The organism is Nonomuraea sp. NPDC050536, from assembly GCF_044457685.1.
Taxonomy (GTDB): domain Bacteria; phylum Actinomycetota; class Actinomycetes; order Streptosporangiales; family Streptosporangiaceae; genus Nonomuraea.
In genome coordinates this window covers 705,985-725,141 of record NZ_JBITHD010000001.1, presented here as the reverse complement: position 1 = coordinate 725,141, position 19,157 = coordinate 705,985, and the positions used below count along the sequence as shown (strand labels likewise).

Annotated in this window: 21 protein-coding genes; 10 read left to right on the top strand and 11 right to left on the bottom strand. The window is 70.4% G+C overall.

Annotated features, from left to right (window positions below):
* Positions 1–8 precede the first annotated feature (8 nt).
* Together ACIBHX_RS03710 and ACIBHX_RS03705 are read right to left on the bottom strand one after the other, a co-directional pair.
* A complete protein-coding gene (locus ACIBHX_RS03710) occupies positions 9–899 on the bottom strand; it encodes a maleylpyruvate isomerase family mycothiol-dependent enzyme (protein WP_397065016.1) in 891 nt (296 codons plus the stop codon).
* Positions 899–1,450 (bottom strand): sigma-70 family RNA polymerase sigma factor, encoded by a 552-nt coding sequence (locus ACIBHX_RS03705; RefSeq protein WP_397063869.1) that lies wholly within the window; start codon positions 1,448–1,450, stop codon positions 899–901. Before ACIBHX_RS03705 ends, ACIBHX_RS03710 begins: the two co-directional genes overlap by 1 nt.
* A gap of 224 nt (positions 1,451–1,674) precedes the next feature.
* On the opposite strand from ACIBHX_RS03705, the gene ACIBHX_RS03700 reads away from it, so the two are divergent.
* A complete protein-coding gene (locus tag ACIBHX_RS03700) occupies positions 1,675–2,100 on the top strand; it encodes an OsmC family peroxiredoxin (RefSeq protein WP_214320141.1) in 426 nt (141 codons plus the stop codon).
* A gap of 33 nt (positions 2,101–2,133) precedes the next feature.
* A complete protein-coding gene (gene glgX / locus ACIBHX_RS03695; RefSeq protein WP_397063867.1) occupies positions 2,134–4,254 on the top strand; it encodes a glycogen debranching protein GlgX in 2,121 nt (706 codons plus the stop codon).
* A gap of 159 nt (positions 4,255–4,413) precedes the next feature.
* Here the strand turns inward: glgX and ACIBHX_RS03690 are convergent, their stop codons facing one another.
* Positions 4,414–5,187, bottom strand: a complete 774-nt coding sequence (locus ACIBHX_RS03690) for an alpha/beta fold hydrolase (protein ID WP_397063865.1) — start codon at positions 5,185–5,187, stop codon at positions 4,414–4,416.
* A 66-nt stretch (positions 5,188–5,253) separates the two neighbouring features.
* Between ACIBHX_RS03690 and pgeF the strand changes: the two genes are divergently transcribed.
* On the top strand, positions 5,254–5,961 hold the full coding sequence (pgeF, locus tag ACIBHX_RS03685) for a peptidoglycan editing factor PgeF (RefSeq protein ID WP_397063863.1): 708 nt from the start codon (positions 5,254–5,256) through the stop codon (positions 5,959–5,961).
* Here pgeF and ACIBHX_RS03680 read toward each other — a convergent pair.
* Genes ACIBHX_RS03680 through ACIBHX_RS03670 form a run of 3 tightly spaced genes read right to left on the bottom strand, consistent with a single transcriptional unit; the run spans position 5,958 to position 8,148 of the window.
* Positions 5,958–6,299: a hypothetical protein gene (locus ACIBHX_RS03680; protein ID WP_397063861.1), complete on the bottom strand. Its 342-nt coding sequence runs from the start codon at positions 6,297–6,299 to the stop codon at positions 5,958–5,960. The genes pgeF and ACIBHX_RS03680 overlap by 4 nt on opposite strands.
* A 9-nt stretch (positions 6,300–6,308) precedes the next feature.
* Complete coding sequence (locus ACIBHX_RS03675) at positions 6,309–7,430, bottom strand: ATP-dependent DNA ligase (protein WP_397063859.1); 1,122 nt, start codon at positions 7,428–7,430, stop codon at positions 6,309–6,311.
* Positions 7,423–8,148, bottom strand: coding sequence for a pyrimidine reductase family protein (locus tag ACIBHX_RS03670; RefSeq protein WP_397063857.1), 726 nt, complete (start codon positions 8,146–8,148; stop codon positions 7,423–7,425). Before ACIBHX_RS03670 ends, ACIBHX_RS03675 begins: the two co-directional genes overlap by 8 nt.
* 132 nt (positions 8,149–8,280) lie before the next feature.
* Here ACIBHX_RS03670 and ACIBHX_RS03665 point away from each other — a divergent pair, with 132 nt between their 5' ends.
* Positions 8,281–8,685: a hypothetical protein gene (locus tag ACIBHX_RS03665; RefSeq protein ID WP_397063855.1), complete on the top strand. Its 405-nt coding sequence runs from the start codon at positions 8,281–8,283 to the stop codon at positions 8,683–8,685.
* Positions 8,686–8,925: 240 nt separating this feature from the next.
* Positions 8,926–10,644, top strand: a complete 1,719-nt coding sequence (locus ACIBHX_RS03660) for a hypothetical protein (protein WP_397063853.1) — start codon at positions 8,926–8,928, stop codon at positions 10,642–10,644.
* Between the two features lie 115 nt (positions 10,645–10,759).
* Here ACIBHX_RS03660 and ACIBHX_RS03655 read toward each other — a convergent pair whose 3' ends face one another.
* Positions 10,760–11,233, bottom strand: a complete 474-nt coding sequence (locus tag ACIBHX_RS03655; RefSeq protein ID WP_397063851.1) for a winged helix-turn-helix transcriptional regulator — start codon at positions 11,231–11,233, stop codon at positions 10,760–10,762.
* A 60-nt stretch (positions 11,234–11,293) separates the two neighbouring features.
* Here ACIBHX_RS03655 and ACIBHX_RS03650 point away from each other — a divergent pair, with 60 nt between their 5' ends.
* The 3 genes from ACIBHX_RS03650 to ACIBHX_RS03640 all read left to right on the top strand — a co-directional run bounded on the left by ACIBHX_RS03650 (position 11,294) and on the right by ACIBHX_RS03640 (position 13,090).
* Positions 11,294–11,839 carry an SRPBCC domain-containing protein gene (locus ACIBHX_RS03650; RefSeq protein ID WP_397063849.1) on the top strand — a complete coding sequence of 182 codons (546 nt, stop codon included), beginning with the start codon at positions 11,294–11,296 and terminating at the stop codon, positions 11,837–11,839.
* A gap of 1 nt (position 11,840) precedes the next feature.
* A complete protein-coding gene (locus ACIBHX_RS03645) occupies positions 11,841–12,575 on the top strand; it encodes an SDR family NAD(P)-dependent oxidoreductase (RefSeq protein WP_397063847.1) in 735 nt (244 codons plus the stop codon).
* Positions 12,576–12,736: 161 nt separating this feature from the next.
* Positions 12,737–13,090, top strand: a complete 354-nt coding sequence (locus ACIBHX_RS03640; RefSeq protein ID WP_397063845.1) for a VOC family protein — start codon at positions 12,737–12,739, stop codon at positions 13,088–13,090.
* Positions 13,091–13,473: 383 nt separating this feature from the next.
* Here ACIBHX_RS03640 and ACIBHX_RS03635 read toward each other — a convergent pair whose 3' ends face one another.
* On the bottom strand, positions 13,474–13,932 hold the full coding sequence (locus tag ACIBHX_RS03635; protein ID WP_397063843.1) for a GNAT family N-acetyltransferase: 459 nt from the start codon (positions 13,930–13,932) through the stop codon (positions 13,474–13,476).
* Between the two features lie 88 nt (positions 13,933–14,020).
* Between ACIBHX_RS03635 and ACIBHX_RS03630 the strand changes: the two genes are divergently transcribed.
* Both ACIBHX_RS03630 and ACIBHX_RS03625 read left to right on the top strand, forming a co-directional pair.
* On the top strand, positions 14,021–15,454 hold the full coding sequence (locus ACIBHX_RS03630) for an aldehyde dehydrogenase family protein (protein WP_397063842.1): 1,434 nt from the start codon (positions 14,021–14,023) through the stop codon (positions 15,452–15,454).
* Between the two features lie 18 nt (positions 15,455–15,472).
* Positions 15,473–16,333, top strand: a complete 861-nt coding sequence (locus tag ACIBHX_RS03625) for a tetratricopeptide repeat protein (RefSeq protein ID WP_397063840.1) — start codon at positions 15,473–15,475, stop codon at positions 16,331–16,333.
* A gap of 49 nt (positions 16,334–16,382) precedes the next feature.
* On the opposite strand, the gene ACIBHX_RS03620 is transcribed toward ACIBHX_RS03625, so the two are convergent.
* From ACIBHX_RS03620 to ACIBHX_RS03610, 3 genes are read right to left on the bottom strand one after another with little or no spacing between them, the layout of a single operon-like run.
* Complete coding sequence (locus ACIBHX_RS03620) at positions 16,383–16,952, bottom strand: GNAT family N-acetyltransferase (RefSeq protein ID WP_397063839.1); 570 nt, start codon at positions 16,950–16,952, stop codon at positions 16,383–16,385.
* Positions 16,949–18,403: an APC family permease gene (locus ACIBHX_RS03615; protein WP_397063837.1), complete on the bottom strand. Its 1,455-nt coding sequence runs from the start codon at positions 18,401–18,403 to the stop codon at positions 16,949–16,951. The genes ACIBHX_RS03620 and ACIBHX_RS03615 overlap by 4 nt, the downstream gene beginning before the upstream one ends.
* A gap of 33 nt (positions 18,404–18,436) precedes the next feature.
* The gene (locus tag ACIBHX_RS03610) at positions 18,437–19,069 is read right to left on the bottom strand and encodes a GPP34 family phosphoprotein (RefSeq protein ID WP_397063835.1); all 633 of its coding nucleotides are present in this window, start codon (positions 19,067–19,069) and stop codon (positions 18,437–18,439) included.
* Between the last annotated feature and the right edge of the window lie 88 nt (positions 19,070–19,157).

Sequence of the window (19,157 nt, the reverse complement as noted above, 5' to 3'; positions counted from 1 at the left end):
TCCCTGTGTCAGGGGCCGGACAGGGCAGGGGCCGTGCGCAGGACGTCGCGGGCGAGCGAGAGGTCGCCCGCGAGCTCGACGGGGATGGTGTCGTGGGTGCCGCGGCCGCCCAGCAGGAAGCAGAAGTCGACCACGTCAGCGGTGATGTGCGCCTCGGGCGTGCCGGCGGCGGTGTCGGACACGCCGAGAGGAACGTGCCAGTCGCCGCCGCCCGGTCCCGTGAGCGTGACCAGGATCGTGCGGCCCGTGCCGTCGAGGCCCGACAGCATCATCGTCCAGGGCAGCAGGCGGGTGCACAGGTCCGCGGTCGGGTGGATGTGCTCGGGGATCGGGTGCGGCAGGCGGACGTGGGCGGTCCTGGCGGCGTCGTCGGTGTGGATCCAGGTCTCCAGCGTCCTGGCCAGCAGTTGGTCGCCGAGCGGCGTCTCGATGCCGTCCACGGCCGCGGGCGTGGCGGGGTCGAGCTCGCTGACGTGCCGGCACAGGGCGTCGGCCTGCGCCCGCCAGTCGCGGCGGGTCTGCTCGGGACTGCGGTTGCGCTCGTGCGCCTGCACGTCGGCCGTACGGCCGGCCGCGTCGGCGGCGCGCAGCTCTGGTCCCAGCACGGGGGCGCCGACCGAGGCCGCGAGCAGGCCGTCCTTGGCGGCGAGATGGGCCACGAGCTCCTGCAGCGTCCAGCCTTCGACGATCACGCGGGACCAGTCCTCGTCGACCGCGGCGGCCAGCAGCGCGTCCATGGCGGCCACCCGGGCGGCGTACGGCTGCGCCCAGGCCGCGGTGGCGGCGGCGGGCCTGCGCCGCGCCCTGGCCCCGGCCAGCAGCTGCGGGCGCAGCGACCGCTCAGGCACGGCCGGCTCCTCCATCAGCGCGTCCAGGTAGAGACGCTCGACGGGCTCCATCACACCTCTTCCTCCGACAGCGCGTCCGCCAGGCGCCGCAGCGCCAGCCGGATGCGCGATTTGGCGGTGCCCTCGGGCACGCCCAGCTCCTCGCCCACCTGCCGGTAGGTCCTGCCCCCGAAGTAAGCCAGCTCGACGGCCTGGCGCAGGCTGTCGGGTAACTCCGTCACCGCCTGCCGCACCCGCTTGGCCTCGTCGGCGGCCAGCACGTTCTCCTCCAGCCTGGCCGGCTCGGGCTCGAACAGGCGGGGCCCGAGCGCCGACACGCGGCGGCGCTCCTCGGCACGGACGTGGTCGACCGCGCGCCTGTGCGCGATCGTGGCCAGCCAGGCGCGCAACGTGCCGCGTTCCGGGTCGTAGGCCAGCGGCCGCTCCCAGAAGACCAGGAACACCTCCTGGGTGATGTCCTCGGCGATCACTCGGTCCCTGGTGACGCGCAGGGCCAAGCCGAAGATCAGCGAGGAGAGCCGATCGTAGACCTCCCCGAGTGCGGACTCGTCACCGCCGACCACCCGCTGGTGCAGCAGGCGGTCGTCGTACGGTGCCTCCACTGGCACCACGCTCCCGTGATCCGGACCAAGGCGGCGGGTGCGCCGCGACCCGAGCATGTCATTATTCGCCGGAAAAGTTGAGGCGGATGACGAACGTCACGCCATTTCCGAAATCGCCTGGCGCAGCGTGGATGCGCCACGCCCGCAGGGGTGAGGCGGGGTCCCGAGGCAGCTCGCGCGATATGTTCGTGACTGGAGCGCAAGCCGATGAAGGGACAGCCGCCATGGCCACCACCCGTACCGCTACCACGCAGTGGAAGGGTGCCCTGCTCGACGGGTCGGGCACCGTCTCGCTCGACACCTCGGGCGTCGGCACCTTCGAGGTCTCCTGGGCTTCGCGAGCCGAGGCCGCCAACGGCAAGACCTCCCCGGAGGAGCTGATCGCCGCCGCGCACTCCTCCTGCTTCTCGATGGCCCTGTCGCATGGCCTGGCCGGCGCGGGCACGCCGCCCGAGTCGCTGCAGACCAGCGCTGACGTGACCTTCCAGCCGGGCGAGGGCATCACGGGCATCGCGCTCAGCGTGAAGGGCCACGTGCCCGGCATCACGGCCGAGCAGTTCCAGCAGGCCGCCGAGACCGCGAAGGCCAACTGCCCGGTCAGCAAAGCCCTGACGGGCACGACGATCACGCTGACGGCCGAACTGCTGTAGCGGGAACGCGATCGCGTGCGACAATTGGGTCACATGCGCGAGGTCTGGCCGGGCGAGCCCTATCCACTCGGCGGCACCTGGGACGGCGTGGGCACCAGTTTCTCGGTGTTCTCCGAGGTCGCCGAGCGGGTCGAGCTGTGCCTGTTCGGGGATGACGGCTCCGAGGAGCGCGTCGACCTGCCCGAAGTCGACGGCTTCGTCTGGCATGGCTACCTGCCGGGCATCATGCCGGGCCAGCGGTACGGCTACCGCGTCCACGGACCCTACGAACCGGCCAGGGGACACCGGTGCAACCCGGCCAAGCTGCTGCTCGACCCGTACGCCAAGGCGATCGACGGCGAGCTGGTGTGGAACGAGGCGCTGTTCCCCTACCGCTTCACCCGGCCCGAGGCGTCGAACACCGAAGACAGCGCGCCCTTCATGCCGAAGAACGTGGTGATCAACCCGTTCTTCGACTGGGGCAACGATCGGGCGCCGCGCACGCCGTACCACCAGACCGTGATCTACGAGGCGCACGTGCGCGGGATGACGATGCGGCACCCGGCGGTGCCCGAGGAGCAGCGCGGGACGTACGCCGCGATCGGGCATCCGGCGATCATCGACCACCTGCTGTCGCTGGGTGTGACGGCCGTCGAGCTGATGCCGGTGCACCACTTCATGCCCGAGCACTTCCTGGTGGCGCGCGGGCTGACGAACTACTGGGGCTACAACACGATGGCCTACCTGGCGCCGCACGCGGGCTACTCCAGCTCGGGGACCCGCGGCGAGCAGGTGCTGGAGTTCAAGGCCATGGTGCGGGCGCTGCACGAGGCGGGCATCGAGGTCATCCTGGACGTGGTCTACAACCACACGGCCGAGGGCGACCACATGGGGCCCACGCTGGGCTTCCGCGGGATCGACAACGCCGCCTACTACCGGCTGCACGACGGCGACCGGCGCTACTACCTCGACTACACCGGGTGCGGAAACTCGCTGAACGTCCGCTCGCCGCACGCGCTGCAGCTGATCATGGACTCGCTGCGGTACTGGGTGCTCGACATGCACGTCGACGGGTTCCGCTTCGACCTGGCGGCGGCGCTGGCCCGCGAGCTGCACGACGTGGACCGGCTGTCGGCGTTCTTCGACCTCATCCAGCAGGATCCGGTCATCTCGCAGGTCAAGCTGATCGCCGAGCCCTGGGACGTGGGGCCGGGCGGCTACCAGGTCGGTAACTTCCCCCCGTTGTGGACGGAGTGGAACGGGAAGTTCCGCGACACCGTGCGCGACTTCTGGCGGGGGACGGGCTCGGCGCTGCCGGAGTTCGCCTCCCGGCTGACCGGCTCGGCCGACCTGTACGCCACCTCGGGCCGCCGCCCCGTCGCCTCGATCAACTTCGTGACCTGCCACGACGGCTTCACCCTCGCGGACCTGGTCTCCTACGACCGCAAGCACAACGAGGCCAACAGCGAGGACAACCGCGACGGCACCGACGACAACCGCTCGTGGAACTGCGGCGTCGAGGGCCCGGTGGAGGACCCGGAGATCGTCCGGCTGCGTCACAGGCAGCGGCGCAACTTCCTGACCACGCTGTTCCTGTCGCAGGGCGTGCCGATGCTGTCCCACGGCGACGAGCTGGGCCGCACCCAGCGGGGCAACAACAACGCCTACTGCCAGGACAACGAGATCGCCTGGATCGACTGGTCGATGCTGCGCACCGAGTCGGACCTGCTGGAGTTCGTCCGGTCGCTTTCGCGGCTGCGCCGTGACCACCCGGTCTTCCAGCGCCGCCGCTTCTTCCACGGCGGCTCCTCCGACGGCGGCAAACGCGACCTGGTCTGGCTCACGCCCGCCGGCGCGGAGATGACGGCCGGCGACTGGCACACCGGCTACGCCAAGTCGCTCATGGTCTACCTGAACGGCGAGGCCATCACGGAGCCTGGGCCACGCGGGGAGCCGATCACCGACGACTCGTTCCTCATGCTCATCAACGCCCACCACGAGGACCTGACGTTCACCCTGCCTGGCCCCGAGTTCGGTCCCACCTGGATCCCGATCCTCGACACCAACGACGACACCTTCCAGGCAGGCCCGTTCCCCGACGACCACTGGTCGCCCGGCTCCCTGGTGGCGGTCACTTCCCGCAGCATCCAGCTCCTTCGCAGCCCTCTCCCCTAGCCCGCTGCCGCTGGGGTCCGTGCGTGCCCGCTCCAGGAGCGAGTCGTCACGGCGGCCGGCCATGCGTCACCTGAGGAGCGTCTCCCTGGACGGGGCCCGGCCGAAGTGCGGCGGGTGGCGGTGGGGTGGCTTGCCGTACAGCTGAAAGAGGGGGGCCTGTCAGGCGACCGGGGTGGGCAGGAAGGTGGCGATGGCCTCGGCGAGGGCGTCGGTGTGGCTGAGGTAGAGGTCGTGGCCGGCGCCGGGGATCGTGACGAGGCGCGTGTGCGGCCGGCGGGCGATCATCTCGGGTGCGCGAGGGGCGACGGGGCTGGCGCCCCCCACCACCAGGAGGGCGGGCTGCGGGCTGGAGGTCCAGTCGTCCCACCAGGACCCGGCGATGCCGCGTTTGGTGGCGCGGATGTCCTCGGCGTTCCACAGGAAGCCCCAGCCGCGCTCGTCCTCGAAGGCGCTCTCCAGGAAGTGTCCTGGCACGTCCGTGGAGACCACCCGCTTGAGCGCCTGCTCGAGCTGGGTGAGGCTGGCGAAGCGGTCGGGCAGCTCGTCGAGCCAGGGGTCGGTGAACGCGCCCGCCTCGGCGGGGAAGTCGATGGCCACGAACGACTCCACCAGCTCGGGACGGCGGGCCGCCAGCTGGTAGGCGTTGATCGCGCCGAGTGAGTGGCCGACGATCGTGACCGGCGCGAGGTCCAGCGCCTCGATGAAGGCGGCGGCGTCGGCGAGGAAGCCCTCGCGCGAGTAGTCACCCGGCTTGTCCGACAGGCCGTGGCCGCGCTGGTCGGGCGCGATGACGCGACGGCCGAGGCGCTCGGCGAGCGGCATGAAGGAACGGCCACGGCCGAAGGCGCCGTGCAGGGCGAGGATCGGGCGGCCGGGACCGCCGGAGTCGACGAAGGAGAGGCGGACACCGTGTGGCGTGGAGACGAAGCTCATGGCGATGACACTAATCGAGACTCTCGAATCGAGTCACCTCTTTTCGAGAGTCGATAGGATCAGGGCATGCAGCTAGCTCCGGGGATCCAGGTCGCCGTCACCGACCGTCACGGCGGTGTCAGCCGCCCGCCGTACGGCTCGCGCAACCTCGGCGGGCTGGTCGGCGACGACCCGGAGGCCGTGCGCGCCAACCGCGAGGACGTGGCGCGGGAGCTGGGCGTGCGGGCGATCGTGTTCATGCGCCAGGTGCACAGCGCGGAGGTCGCCTACGTGAGCGAGCCGTTCGGGACCGAGGCACCGCCGCTGGACGGCGTGTTCACCAGCGAGCCGAGGCTGGCGCTGGCCTCCCTGGGCGCCGACTGCCCGGCGGTGCTGGTGGGCGACCCCGAGGCCCGGATCGTGGGCGCCGCGCACTCGGGGCGGCCCGGCACCGAGGCGGGCATCGCCACCGCCCTGGTCGAGGCCATGGCCGCCAAGGGCGCGGATCCGGCGCGGATGGTCGCGCTGGTCGGCCCCGGCGCCTGCGGGCGCTGCTACGAGGTGCCCGCCGACCTGCGCGAGCGGGTGGCCGCGGCGGTCCCCGAGACGTTCTCGACCACCTCGTGGGACACGCCGGCGCTCGACCTGCGTGCGGGCATCGAGGCGCAGCTGCGTGCGGCGGGCGTGGCGCAGGTCCGGCACGACGCGCGGTGCACGATCGAGTCGGCAGAGCTCTACTCCCACCGCCGCGAGCAGCCCGGCGGCCGCTTCGCCGGGCTCATCTGGCTCGGCTAGCCGCTCCGGCGGCCCAGCGCGAACACCAGGTTCACCAGCACGATCCCCAGCCAGATGATCAGGAAGGGCCGCTCGGATCCACCCGAGACGGCGATCGCGATCGTGCCGAGCGTGCCGAGCGACATCGAGACGATCGCCAGCGCCAGCCTCAGTCCGTCGGCCGTCTTCTGCCGCTTGTCCAGCGCCTTGGGGTTGGCCGTGGCCAGGCGTTCGTCGACCCGCCGGTCGACCTCCTTGCCCATCCTGTCGAGGAACGACTCGACGACGGCGTCCTCGTAGTCGGGGCCCAGTTCGCGGCGGGCCGAGACCGCGGCCCTTAACTCATCACCGGTGCTCATGGATCGAGGCTACCTGGCGAGGATGTCCTCGAGCTCGTAGGAAACCGGGCGCTCGAGCTGCTCGTAGGTGCACGACTCGGGCGTGCGGTCGGGACGCCAGCGCCGCCACTGCGCGGTGTGGCGGAACCGGTCGCCCTCCATCTGGTCGTAGGCCACCTCGATCACCAGCTCGGGCCGCAGCGGGGTGAACGACAGGTCCTTCTTGGCGTTCCACCGCGAGACCGCGCCGGGCACCCGCTGCCCGCCCCGGGCGGGGCCCGCCGCGGGCTGGCCGATGGTGGCCGCGGCCTGCTCGGCCCAGTGGCCCCACGGGTGCTCGCCCAGCTCGGCGATGTAGGGCCGCAACTCCTCCATCAGCTCGGCCCTGCGCGCCATCGGGAAGGAGGCCGCCACCCCGACGTGGTGCAGCTTGCCGTCGGGCCCGTACAGGCCGAGCAGGATCGAGCCGATGATCGGCCCGGTCTTGTGCTCGCGGAATCCGGCGATCACCACGTCGGCGGTGCGCTCGTGCTTGACCTTGAACATCGTGCGCTTGTCCGGCACGTAGGGCTGGTCGCCCGGCTTGACGATGATCCCGTCGAGCCCGGCGCCCTCGAACATCTCGAACCACTCCTCGGCCTGGGAGTCGTTCGTCGTGACGGGTGTCAGCCTGATCGACCCGCCCTTCTCCGGGAACATCCCCTCCAGGCGCTCCCGCCGCTCGGCGAAGGGCGCCTCCATGAACGACTCGTCCCCCAGCGCCAGCAGGTCGAAGGCGACGAACGAGGCCGGGGTCTGCTCGGCGAGCATGTTCACCCGCGAGGCCGCAGGATGGATGCGCTGCTGCAGCGCGTCGAAGTCGAGGTGGCTGCCCCGCGGCAGCACGATCTCCCCGTCGACCACGCACTTGTCCGGCAGCTCCGCCTTGACCGCTTCCACCAGCTCGGGGAAGTAGCGCGTGAACGGCCGCTCGTTGCGGCTGCCGAGGAAGACCTCGTCGCCGTCGCGGAAGATGATGCAGCGGAAGCCGTCCCACTTCGGCTCGTAGAACAGCGTGCCGTCCTGCTTGGGCATGGCCTTGACGGCCTTGGCCAGCATCGGCGCCACGGGCGGCAGCACCGGCAGGTCGAGCCGGAGTTCCTCGTCATCCATCGGCCAGCTCCCTCGTGTACGCGCAGAAGAGGACGCCCTCCTCCTCCAGAACCTGCCGCAGGCCCAGCTTCACCTGCGCGGACTCGCCGTTCAGTATCCGTGCCGCGCCGCCGCCCACCAGCATCGGGCTGGTCGACACGCACAGCTCGTCGATCAGGTCCGCGGCGGCCAGCTGCCCGTTGAGGCGCGGCCCGCCCTCGCACAGCACCCGGGTCAGCCCCCGGTCGTGCAACTCCCGTACGGCGAGCGTCATGTCCACCCGCTCGTCGCCCGCCACGATCACGTCGGCCATCCGGGCGGCGTCCTCGCGCCGGTCGGCGGGCGCGGCCTCGCAGGTGATGACGATGGTCCGCGCCTCCGCCTGGGTGAACAGCGGGCTGCCCAGGTCGAGGTCGAGCCGCCGGGTGACGACCGCGATCGGCGGGGCCGCGGGCCGGCCCGCGCGCAGCACCTTCCAGGACTCGCGCGGCTTGGCCGGGCCGTATCCCTCGGTGCGGACGGTCGCGGCCCCGGCCACGATAACGTCGGCCAGCCCGCGCAGCACTCCGAAGATGCGCCGGTCGCCCTTGCTGGACAGGCCGCCGGACAGGCCCTTCACCCAGGCGGCGCCGTCGGCGCTGGCCACCATGTTGACCCGCAGCCAGGGCCGCCCCGCGGGGTAGGCATAGGCCAGCTCGATGTCCGGGTTGTCCTGTATGTCGGGATGGATGCGGCGCACCCCTCTACCTTGGCACACGGCTCCGACACTCAGCGCTTGAAGGCAGATATAGCACTTTGGTACATCCCCATGACGTACGTGGAGAGATGTGCATAACGTGGCACCAGGGATCAGGGACTACAGGGAGGCCCAGTGGGTCTGGCCACTGCCGTGACGTGGTTGTTCACCGCGCTGGTCGGGATCTACCTGCTCTATCTGTGGCTGTCGGGCGGCGGGCTGCGACAACAGGCGACGAAGGTGACCCGGTTCCCGGTCACCCTGATCTTCTCCCATCCCGCGCTGGCCGTGACCGGGCTGGGGTGCTGGGTGGCGTTCCTGCTGACCGGCAGCAAGGTGCTGGCCTGGGTGTCGTTCGGGGTGCTCGCCTCGGCGGCGCTGCTCGGGTTCACCATGTTCACCCGGTGGCTGGGCGGCGGGCGGCACGCCAGGGGGGCCGAGCGGCGCTTCCCCGTGCTCGCCGTACTGCTGCACGGCCTGGCGGGGGTGGCCACCTTCGTGCTGGTGCTGCTCACGGCGAGCGTGGCGCGCAGCCTGTGAGTGCTGCTGTACGGCAAGGCCGCCCCATCGCCAGTCGCCATACTTCGGCCGGGCCCTGTCCAGGGAGACGCTCCTCCGGTGATGCGGGGCCGGCCGCCGTTACGACTCGCTCCTTGAGCGGGCGGGACAGTAGTTGAGAAATCGATTACCCGGAGTTTACGGATATATCTTGACGATCCGCAGGAGTTGCGAGAAAACGATTTCCAGAAGCCTGTCCGCCTCGAGAATGCGAACCGCTCCATGAAGAGGTTGTTCAGCGTCAGCGTGCTCTGCGCGCTCCTGGTCTCGTCCCTGATCTGCTTACCCGCCGCGGCCGCGCCGTGGCCGGCCCCGGAGACCGACCTCGCCTGGCCCACCGCCGGCACCTTCGACCACGTGTGGAACCCGGGCAGAGGCACGTACAACGGAAGGGAGGGACAGCTCTACATCAACGACCACACCCTCATCTACGACGGCTTGAAATGGCACCTGTTCGGCATCACCGGGGTGGCGGACCCGGCGGATCCCGACGGCGAGGACCAGCTCATTCACGCCACCGCCACGAACCTGGCCGGGCCGTGGCACATGGAGCCCGACGTCCTCACCAATCCCGATGCCTACGGCGAGAGCCACGTGTGGGCCCCGCACGTGGTCAAGAACGGCGGCACGTACGTCATGTTCTACGCCGCGGGCAGCGCGGACAGCGCCAAGATCAAGTACGCCACGTCCACGGACCTGTGGAACTGGCACCGGGAAGGGATCGCGTTCACGGACGGCGCCGAGGCCAGGGACCCGATGGTCACGTGGATCGACGGCCAGTGGGTGATCTACTACACCACGACCACGACGGGCGGCGTCGGCAACTACGCGGTCGCCTACCGGACCAGTCCCGACCTGAAGTCCTGGAGCCCCCGGCACATCGCCTACAGCGACCCCGTGGTCGGCTGGGTGTACGAGCTCACCGAGTCGCCGTTCGTGGTGCAGCGGGACGGCTGGTGGTACCTGTTCATCGGCCCGCGCGGCGGCTACGCCGGCACCGACGTCTACCGCAGCCGCAGCCCCTACAACTTCTCGATCAACGACTACGCGGGGCACGTCAACGCGCACGCCGCCGAGGTCGTCCAGGACGGCGCCTCCTGGTGGGTCACCGGAGCCGGCTGGTTCCAGCAGGGGCTGTGGCTGGCCCCGCTGACGTGGTCGCCCGATCCGCAGCTGTGGCAGAGCGCGCAAAACCCGGCCGTCGCCGCGAACGCCGACGGCAGGCTCGAGGCCTTCGTCATGGAGCCGGGCAGCAACAACCTGTACCACCGCTGGCAGACCGCGCCGAGTGGGTCCTGGAGCGGGTGGGAGAGGTTCGGCGACTCGGCCGGAGCCGTGCCGACCGTCGCGCGCAACGCCGACGGCCGCCTGGAGGTGTTCGCGCTCAGCCCCGGCGGGACGGGCATCTACCACCGCCTGCAGACCGCGCCGAGCGGCGGGTGGGGCGACTGGGCTCCCTTCGGCGGCCCAGCGGGCGCGGCGCCGGTGGTCGGCCAGAACGCGGACGGCCGCCTGGAGGTCTTCGCCCTCGGCCCCGCGGGCAGCGGCCTCTTCCACCGCTGGCAGACGGCGCCCAGCGGCGGGTGGAGTGACTGGGCCTCCTTCGGCGGTCCCGCGGGCGGGCCGCCGACCGTCGGGCGCAACGCCGACGGCAGGCTCGAAGTCTTCGCCCTGGCGCCCGGCGGCGCCTCCATCGCCAACCGGCACCAACTCGCGCCGAACGGCGGGTGGAGCGACTGGGACGGCGCCTTCGGTCCCACCGCCGCGGGTTGCTCGCCCACGCTGGCGAGCAACGCCGACGGGCGCCTCGAACTGCTGGCTCTCGGGCCCGAGGGGCGCGGCGTCTTCGACCGCCACCAGACGGCGCCGAACAGCGGCTGGAGCCCCTGGGCCTCCTTCGGCCAGTGGGCCGCCGGCCTGCCCTGCGCCGGTCCGTACTGATCCTTCTCCGGCGGGCCGCGTTCCTCACGCGGCCCGCCGTCTTCCTGTACGGCAAGCTTCCTGTACGGCAAGCCGCCCCCGGGCCCGTCGGGGGAGACGCAGCCGCCGACTGTGGTCACCGCATTGATCGCCTACCGGGGGGCATACCGGGCCCGGTATCGGCCTGGATCTCGGCCGGATCGTCCACCCGACCGCAGTGGGCGCACACCGTCTGCTGGGTGATTCCGGCGCCGCACACCGAGTGGGTGTAGAGGATCGGCGGCTCCCCGTCGGTCGCCCACTGGTCGCCCCATTCGGTGAGCGCGACCAGCGCGGGCACGAGCGCCCGCCCCTTGTCGGTCAGCAGGTACTCATACAGTTCGGGCTGCTCGGAGTACTTGTGGCGCCGCATGATCCCGGCCTGGACGAAGCCGTCGAGCCGGGACTGGAGGACGTTGGTCGCGATGCCCAGGCTGCGCTGGAAGTCGCTGTAGCGGGTGGCCCCCGCGAACAGGGCGTCGCGAACGATCAGCAGGCTCCAGCGTTCGCCGATCACCTCCAGGGAACGTGCGATCGAGCACACCTGTGTGTCGTAGCTCTTTCCCAGCATGCGCCCCAGTCTACCGAAGGCACTTGCGTCATGAAAGCGCCTAACGTTAAGGTGACTTGCATGATGCAAGCTCCCCAGAATTTCACCACCACTTTTACGGTGGACCGGACTCCCCACGAAGCATTCGAGGCCATCACCAACGTTGGCGGCTGGTGGTCGCAAGAGGTCGAGGGCGTCACCGACCAGGTCGGCGGCGAGTTCTACCACCGCTACAAGGACGTCCACCGCAGCACGATCCGCGTCACGGAACTCGTGCCCGGCCGGAAGGTCGCATGGCGCGTCCTGGACAACTACTTCAACTTCATCGAAGACCAGGCCGAATGGAAGGACACCGAGATCGTCTTCGAGATCTCGGAAAAGGACGGCGGCGCCGAGGTCCGCTTCACCCACGTGGGCCTGGTTCCGCAGTACGAGTGCTACGACGTGTGCTCCAACGCGTGGGGTGGCTACCTCGGTGGCAGCCTGCGGAACCTGATCAACACAGGGAAGGGGCAACCCAACCCGAAAGAGGACGGGGACGCCCCGGCCCACCAGCACACCGCCACTGTGCTGCGCGCCAAGCGCTGGGCCACCAGCCTGGCCGGCACCGAGTCAAGGAGCGCCTGAGATGACCGCGATCACAGGAAAGATCGTCCTGATCACCGGCGCCAACCGAGGTATCGGGCGGGCACTGCTCGACGAAGCCCTGCGCAGGGGCGCCCAGCAGGTGTACGCCGGCACGCGCGCCCCCTTCGCCCACCCGGACGAACGGGTCACACCCCTGCTGCTTGACGTGACCGACGCGGCACAGACGCAGCAGGCCGCCCAGAAGGTCCCCGCGCTCGACATTCTCGTCAACAACGCCGGCGTGTCGCTCTACGACGATCTCAACGAGCGTGCCGTGCTCGAACGCCACCTGGCCGTCAACCTCTTCGGCACCCACGGCGTGACACAGGCCTTCCTGCCCCTGCTGACCCGTGCGCGAGGTGCCATCGTCAACAACCTGTCCTTGGCGGCCCTCGCCCCGCTGCCGGTCGTCCCGGCCTACTCGATCTCGAAGGCGGCCGCGTTCTCCCTGACTCAGGCACAGCGGGCACTTCTCGCCGGCCAGGGGGTAAAGGTCCACGCCGTCTTCATCGGCCCGACCGACACCGACATGTCTCGCGAGTTCGACGTCCCGAAGGCCTCGCCGCAATCGGTCGCGCGAGCCATCTTCGACGGCGTGGAGAACCAGGAGGAAGACATCTTCCCCGACGCCATGTCACAGACCATGGCCTCAGGCTGGCAGGGGAGTGCGGCCAAGGCGCTGGAGCGCGAGTTCGCCGCCATCGCGGCAGCGGAGCCCACCGAGTCCCACGCGTGAATCATCGGTACGCGAGCCGGCACCGGCCCGCGTACCCGTCACGCTCGGACCCGGCGCGGGACTCCCCCACCCCTCCGGCAGTGGGACCGCAACCACATCCGGCCGCCACAGCGCGGAAGTCACTTCCCAGAGCCATTCCATCGACGACGAGGAGAACTGAAATGATCACCCCAAAACCCGGCAGCATCCTTCTTGGCACGACCCGGCCCGCGGAACTGCGTGACTGGTACCGCAGGGCGCTCGCCCCAGGACACCAGGGCGAAGGCCCGATCGATCTCGGCGGCTTCCTGCTGGTCATCGATCGGCGCGACGACGTCGATGCGAAGAACAACGAGCCGGGCCGAATGATCCTCAACTTCCACGTCGACGACTTCGACGCCGTCGAGGCGCAGCTGCGGGAGGCCGGCGTGGACTGGCTCGTCCCCGCCGAGGATCGCCCTTCCGGCCGCTTCGCAACGTTCACCGACCCCGACGGAAACCACCTCCAGATCATCCAGTTCAACCAGCACCCCTAGCCCAGACACCGCCGCCCACAACCCATACCCGCCCAGCCCCCACGGCCCGCCGCCCCCCACCTCACACCGACTCGCCGACCCGGCGCCTGGGCAGGGCGGGAAGCGGCAAGGCCTCGCGACCGGGGCCAGGACCGGTCCGCACGCTCCTCGCTCGCGACCAGCCTGACCGCCGTAAAGGGGCGCCGGCCTCCACCGCACACCGTCTCGCCGACCCGGCGCCTGGGCAGGGCGGGAAGCGGCGGGGCCTGGTGGCGGGGTTTGGGTGGGTTCTGTTTGGGGAGGCGGGGCTGTGGTGAGGCGTGGGTGTGGGGGGCCAGGGCTCCGGGCTAGGCCGGTATGCGTGGGTTCGATGAACGTCGCGTGCGCTTGGGGGGTGGGGTGGGTTAGTCGTCGGCTAGGACGAGCATGATGTGTTCGTTTTCGCCGTGGCGGATCATGCCGGTGCGGCAGAAGCCGCAGCGCTCCAGGAGGCGGACCGAGCCGGTGTTGCCCTCGAAGGGGTCGGCGTAGAGGGGGCGGGCCTTCTCCAGGTGCAGGAAGAGCTGGAGCGCCTCGGTGCCGATCCCGCGGCCCCAGTATTCGCGGCCGAACCAGTAGCCCACGAAGCGCTTGCCCTCCTCCCACCAGGCCACCAGGTTGCCGGCCGTCTCGCCGCCGACCGTGACCGTCTGGACGAAGACCTCGGGGTCGCCGAGGATCCTCTCGGCCCAGTGGGTCATGAACCGGTCGCGCTCACGGGGTGCGAACATCGACCTCTTGGTGGCCTCGGGGTCGTTCTCCTGCTGGTAGAACACCTCGAGATCGTCCTGCTCGACGTCTCTCAGCCGCACTTCTTCTCCCATGGCATCCGAGTGTGGCAGGAGTCACCGACACTTTGGCCGACCGGGGTGCGCCTACCGAGCGGAGGCAAGCAAGCATATGCTTGGGCGCGTGACTGAGTATCGCAACCTCATCGGCGGCAGGCTCACGACGGCACGCGACGGCAGGACCCTGGAATCGGTGAACCCGGCCACCGGCGAGCCGTGGGCGACGATCCCGAGAAGCGGTCCCGAGGACGCCGAGGACGCCGTCGCCAAAGCGGCCGCGGCCTTCCCGAAGTGGGCGGCGATGCCCGCGCTCGGCAGGGCGTACTTCCTGCGCAAGGTGGCCGAGGTCTTCGCGGCGAACGCCGAGGAGCTGGCCAGGCTGGAGACCCGCGACAACGGCAGGATCCTGCGCGACACGCTCAAGCGGGACCTGCCCGGCATGACGCACCTGTGGACGCTGGCCGCGGGCCAGTGCCTGGAGGCCGTCAAGGGCGAGACGGTCATCCTGGGCCCCGACGCGCTGGGGATGACGCGGCGCGAGCCGTACGGCGTGGCCCTGTGCATCATCCCGTGGAACTCCCCCATCTCGACGTTCTCCGCCAAGGCGGCGTTCGCGCTGGCGGCGGGCAACACGGTGATCGTCAAGCCGGCCGAGCAGGCGTCCGCGTCGGTGCTGCGGCTGGGCGAACTGCTGGCGGAGGTCTTCCCGCCCGGCGTGCTCAACATCGTCAGCGGCCTGGGCGAGGAGGTCGGCGAGGCGCTGGTGCGGCACCGCGGCGTGCACAAGATCAGCCTGACGGGATCCACGGAGACGGGCCTGGCCATCACGCGCGCCGCCGGGATCAAGCCGCTGACGTTCGAGCTGGGCGGCAAGTCGCCGAACATCGTCTTCCCCGACGCCGACCTGGACGCCGCCGCCCAGGGAGTGACGGTCAACTCGATCTACACGGGCAACGCCGGCCAGGTCTGCGTGGCAGGCTCCCGCATCCTCATCCACCGCCAGGTCTGGGATGAGATGATCGGAAAAATCCAGGATATAGCGGCGAATATCCGGATCGGCGACCCGCTCGACCTCGACACCGAGATGGGCCCCATCGTCTCCAGAGGCCAGTACGACAGGGTGACCGGATACCTGGAGCTGGCCGAGAAGGAGGGCGCCGAGAAGGTCTTCGGCGGCACCCACGGTGCCGAGGTCGTGCCCGGGATGCCGGGCGGCTACTGGGTCTCTCCCACCCTGTACACCGCGACCGACAACGCGCTGCGGGTCTGTCAGGAGGAGATCTTCGGGCCCGTCGCGGTCGCCATCCCGTTCGACACCGACGACGAGGCCCTGACGATCTCCAACGACTCCGCCTACGGCCTGGCCGCCGGGCTCTGGACCAGGAACCTGTCCAGAGCCCACCGCTTCGTGCGGGACCTGCAGAGCGGCACCGTCTGGGTGAACACCTTCCGCCAGATGCCGCCCGGCCTGCCGTTCGGGGGCGTCAAGGACAGCGGCTACGGCCATGACTCCGTCCTGCAGTACACCAGGGAGAAAGCGGCGATCATCCAGACTTAGTCCGATAGATTCCCCTCTATGAGCGAGGAGATCACGGAGGCGGCGGCCCAGTCCCGCGCCTCCGTGCTGCGCAGCCGCGCCGAATCCTACGTCGCGCTGGGCAGGTACGAGGCGGCCGTCTCCGACCTGACCGAGGCGATCGGCCTGATCCCCGACAACGCCCGCGCGTGGCGGCTGCGCGGCGAGAGCCACCGGCTGATCGGCCGCTATGAGGCCGCGCTCACCGACTTCGACGAGGCGATCAGGCTGGAGCCCGACAGTTCCTACGCGCTCGGCTCCCGCGGGCAGACCCTGGCTTCACTCGGCCGCTTGGAGGAGGCCATGGCCGACTACGACCACGCGCTGCTGCTGGCGCCCGAGTCGCCGTGGATCCTGGAGGCCCGCGCCAACGCGCTGGCGGACCTGGACCGGTTCGAGGACGCGCTGGACGAGCACGCCAAGATCATCGCGATGAACGAGACGCTGGCCTACTCCTGGCTGGCCAGGGGCGACCTCTACCAGCGGATGCACCTGTACTCCGAGGCCGTCGACGACTACGGCAGGGCCCTGGAGGCCGATCCCGAGTACGCCAGGGCCTTCGCCCGCAGGGGCGACGCGCTGCGCATGATGGAGCGCTACCCGGAGGCCCTGGCCGACCTGACCCGCGCGCTGGAACTGGACCCGGACAACGAGCGCGCGCTGGCCGTCCGCGGCGCGGTCCGCAGCGAGCTGGGCGACAACGACAGCGCGCTGAAGGACCTCGACCGCGCGATCGAGCTGGCCCCCGACTATGTCTGGGCCTACCGCGTGCGCGGCGAGATCCTCCAGGAGCTCGAGCGCCACGAGGACGCCGTCGCCGACTTCACCCGGGCCCTGGACCTGGAGTTCGGCGAGTCCTAGCGGCGGGTACGGCGTGCTTCCCCCGATCCGTGGACCGGGGGAAGCCCGATCACCGGCCCGGCCGCCACATGGGCCAGAACAGTGTCCCGTCCGGCAGGGCGAACGGCTCGCGGGCCTGGTAGCCGTGGCGGGCGTACAGGTCGCGGCTCTTCGGGTGGCTGGCCTCCAGGTAGGCGGCCGTCCCGCCGAGCGCCGCGTGGTGGTGCTCCAGCAGCGCGCTGCCGATGCCCCGGCCCTGACGGTCCGGGTGGACCGCCAGGAACGCCAGGTGGTGGTGCGGCTCGGCCGGGTGGTTGGCCTCGAACAGCTTGTCCAGCAGTTGGAAGCGCTCGAGGCAGTCGCCGGTGGCGGCCGCCAGCCGCGCTTCGTAGTCCGCCGGCTCCGGCACCGGCCCGGTCACGGGGAACCAGACCGCGGCGGCGGGGCCCTCGTCGACCACGTCTACCTGGCCGTGCTCGAGCGCGTGTTCGACGAGGATGCGGAAGTCGGCCGTGATGATCCGGTGGCGGCGCTCGGGCTCGGGTACGAGGTAGGCGGTCGCCCGCATCGGCAGGAACGCGGTGGCGACCAGCTCCGCCACGGACTGCGCCTCGCCGGGCTCCGCCCGCCGGATCATCATTGGGCGGCCGCCTTGGCGCCCATCCCGACCAGGGAGTACACGCTCGGCTGGCCGTACCGCAGGAACAGCGCCCACCCGGCGCCGAGCAGCGCGACGACCGCGTAGACCAGCGGCAGGACCCAGGTGAGCGGGTCGCCCTTGGGCACGCCGAGCAGCGCGTCGAAGTTCGTCACGCCGAGCCAGACCATCACTCCCAGCGCGACCGCGGCCGGGACCGGGGCGACGAGGCGGCGCAGGGCGCTCTCGCCGCTCGGCTGCCTGACGAAGAACACGATGATCGCCAGGGACGTGACGAAGATCAGCAGCAGCACGCCGAACCCGCCGAACGCGCCGCCGTAGAAGAACAGCTGGACCAGCGGGTCGAGCCCGAAGATGGCGTAGACGGCGATCACGATCAGCCCGATGAGGCTCTGCGTGGCCGAGCCCACCACCGGCGCGCCCGAGCGGATCCCGGTGCGGCCGAAGAAGGCGGGCAGCACCCGCTCGCGGCCGAGGGCGAAGAAGTAGCGGGCCGTGGTGTTGTGGAAGGAGATCATCGCGGCGAACACGCTGGTGACGAACAGGACGCGGGCGATGTCCACCACGACGCCGCCGAGGTGCGCGGCCGCGAGGTTGAAGATGGTCTCGGCCTGCTCCTTCCTGGCGACGTCCACGATCTTCGACGGGCCGGTGGCGACCGTCATCGCCCACGACGACAGGGCGTACAGGCCGGCGATGATGGCCACCGACGAATACGTGGCGGTCGGGACGGTCCTGCGCGGATCGCGGCTCTCCTCCGAGAACACCACCGACGACTCGAACCCGACGAAGCCCAGCGTGGCGATGACCAGCAGCGCGCCCACCCCGGGTACGAACAGCTCGCCGGGCGACAGCGTGGCCACCGACACGCCCTCGGGACCCGGGTTCGCCACGTCGGCGAGGTCGAAGAGCAGGATGACCGCGACCTCGGCGGTCAGCAGGATGGCCAGCAGCCGGCCGTTGATGTCGACGCGCATCATGCCCAGGACGCCGACCAGCACCCAGGCCACCAGCGAGACCGTCCACCACGGCGGCGAGACGCCGGCCCACCGCTCGATGAGCGGCACCGCGGCGGTGCCGAGCGCGCCGTACAGGCCGACCTGCAGCGCGTTGTAGGCGACCAGGGCCACCCAGGCGCCGGCGATGCCCACGGGCCTGCCGATGCCGCGGCTGATGTAGGTGTAGAAGGCGCCGGCGTTGGCCATGTGCCGGGCCATCGCCACGTAGCCGACCGCGAACACGGCCAGCACCACGCCCACCACGAGGAAGGCGATCGGCAGGCCCGTGATGCCGGTCACGGCGTATCCGGTGGTGATCACTCCGGCGACCACGGTGAGTGGCGCGGCGGCCGACAACACGAAGTACACCACGGAGGGGGCGCCGAGCCGGTCCGCGGCGAGCGCGCCGGCGATCGGGTCTTGCTGGGGTTGCATCGCGTTCCTTTCTGGGGGGTTCGTCCGGAAGCTTCAGGTGCGATACGTCAGTACGGCGTCGCCGACGGCGGCGCCGAGGTGCTTGGCCAGGTCGCTGAGCGCGGGCGGCATCGCGGCCAGGACCGTGGTCAGGTAGCGGCGTGCGGTGCGCCGTTCCGCGGGGTCGTCGACCACCGTGTCCGTTATGCCGCAGGCGTCGACGAGCGCCGCCAGGGCCATGTCGAACGGCGTCATCGGCTGGCCGCGGACGAGCGCCATTCGGAGCCTGGTCGCCGGCCAAACGGCCCGACCGAAATCATCCGAAAAATAGCGACTCTGGCGATTTTTGAGGAGCTTTGGCGTTTCCTTTCGCATAAATCCGGCATTAAGGAGCCGTCCGGAAACATCGTCAACGGAGCGTTGCGCGAGATACGCCAGCCACGTCCGCACGTCGGTGTGCTGCGGCGAGGCCAGCATGTCGGTGATCACCCGGTCGGACACAGGCTCACCCACCTGCCGCCGGTCGACGGGATGCAGCTGGGCGCCGCGCACAGCGACCCTGTTGTCCATGACCAGCTCCCCGATCAGGGCACCCGCCAGACCCAACGCGACACCGTGCCCGTGCAGGCGCGGCCTCCCCGAGCCCGTCGTATCCCACGCGACCAGGAAGAATTCATCGGCCAGCACCCGATTCTCCCTTGAATAGGCCTGTCGATAAAGCCCCCGAATCGGTCGGCCAATATGCAGCGACCGCTTTATATGGATATTCCCGGGC

Excerpts from the sequence above, each read along its gene's own strand:
- ACIBHX_RS03710 (WP_397065016.1), bottom strand. The coding sequence starts at position 899 with ATGGAGCCCGTCGAGCGTCTCTACCTGGACGCGCTGATGGAGGAGCCG.
- ACIBHX_RS03700 (WP_214320141.1), top strand. The coding sequence starts at position 1,675 with ATGGCCACCACCCGTACCGCTACCACGCAGTGGAAGGGTGCCCTGCTC.
- glgX (WP_397063867.1), top strand. The coding sequence starts at position 2,134 with ATGCGCGAGGTCTGGCCGGGCGAGCCCTATCCACTCGGCGGCACCTGG.
- ACIBHX_RS03690 (WP_397063865.1), bottom strand. The coding sequence starts at position 5,187 with ATGAGCTTCGTCTCCACGCCACACGGTGTCCGCCTCTCCTTCGTCGAC.
- pgeF (WP_397063863.1), top strand. The coding sequence starts at position 5,254 with ATGCAGCTAGCTCCGGGGATCCAGGTCGCCGTCACCGACCGTCACGGC.
- ACIBHX_RS03680 (WP_397063861.1), bottom strand. The coding sequence starts at position 6,299 with ATGAGCACCGGTGATGAGTTAAGGGCCGCGGTCTCGGCCCGCCGCGAA.
- ACIBHX_RS03675 (WP_397063859.1), bottom strand. The coding sequence starts at position 7,430 with ATGGATGACGAGGAACTCCGGCTCGACCTGCCGGTGCTGCCGCCCGTG.
- ACIBHX_RS03660 (WP_397063853.1), top strand. The coding sequence starts at position 8,926 with ATGAAGAGGTTGTTCAGCGTCAGCGTGCTCTGCGCGCTCCTGGTCTCG.
- ACIBHX_RS03655 (WP_397063851.1), bottom strand. The coding sequence starts at position 11,233 with ATGCTGGGAAAGAGCTACGACACACAGGTGTGCTCGATCGCACGTTCC.
- ACIBHX_RS03650 (WP_397063849.1), top strand. The coding sequence starts at position 11,294 with ATGATGCAAGCTCCCCAGAATTTCACCACCACTTTTACGGTGGACCGG.
- ACIBHX_RS03645 (WP_397063847.1), top strand. The coding sequence starts at position 11,841 with ATGACCGCGATCACAGGAAAGATCGTCCTGATCACCGGCGCCAACCGA.
- ACIBHX_RS03640 (WP_397063845.1), top strand. The coding sequence starts at position 12,737 with ATGATCACCCCAAAACCCGGCAGCATCCTTCTTGGCACGACCCGGCCC.
- ACIBHX_RS03635 (WP_397063843.1), bottom strand. The coding sequence starts at position 13,932 with ATGGGAGAAGAAGTGCGGCTGAGAGACGTCGAGCAGGACGATCTCGAG.
- ACIBHX_RS03625 (WP_397063840.1), top strand. The coding sequence starts at position 15,473 with ATGAGCGAGGAGATCACGGAGGCGGCGGCCCAGTCCCGCGCCTCCGTG.
- ACIBHX_RS03620 (WP_397063839.1), bottom strand. The coding sequence starts at position 16,952 with ATGATGATCCGGCGGGCGGAGCCCGGCGAGGCGCAGTCCGTGGCGGAG.
- ACIBHX_RS03615 (WP_397063837.1), bottom strand. The coding sequence starts at position 18,403 with ATGCAACCCCAGCAAGACCCGATCGCCGGCGCGCTCGCCGCGGACCGG.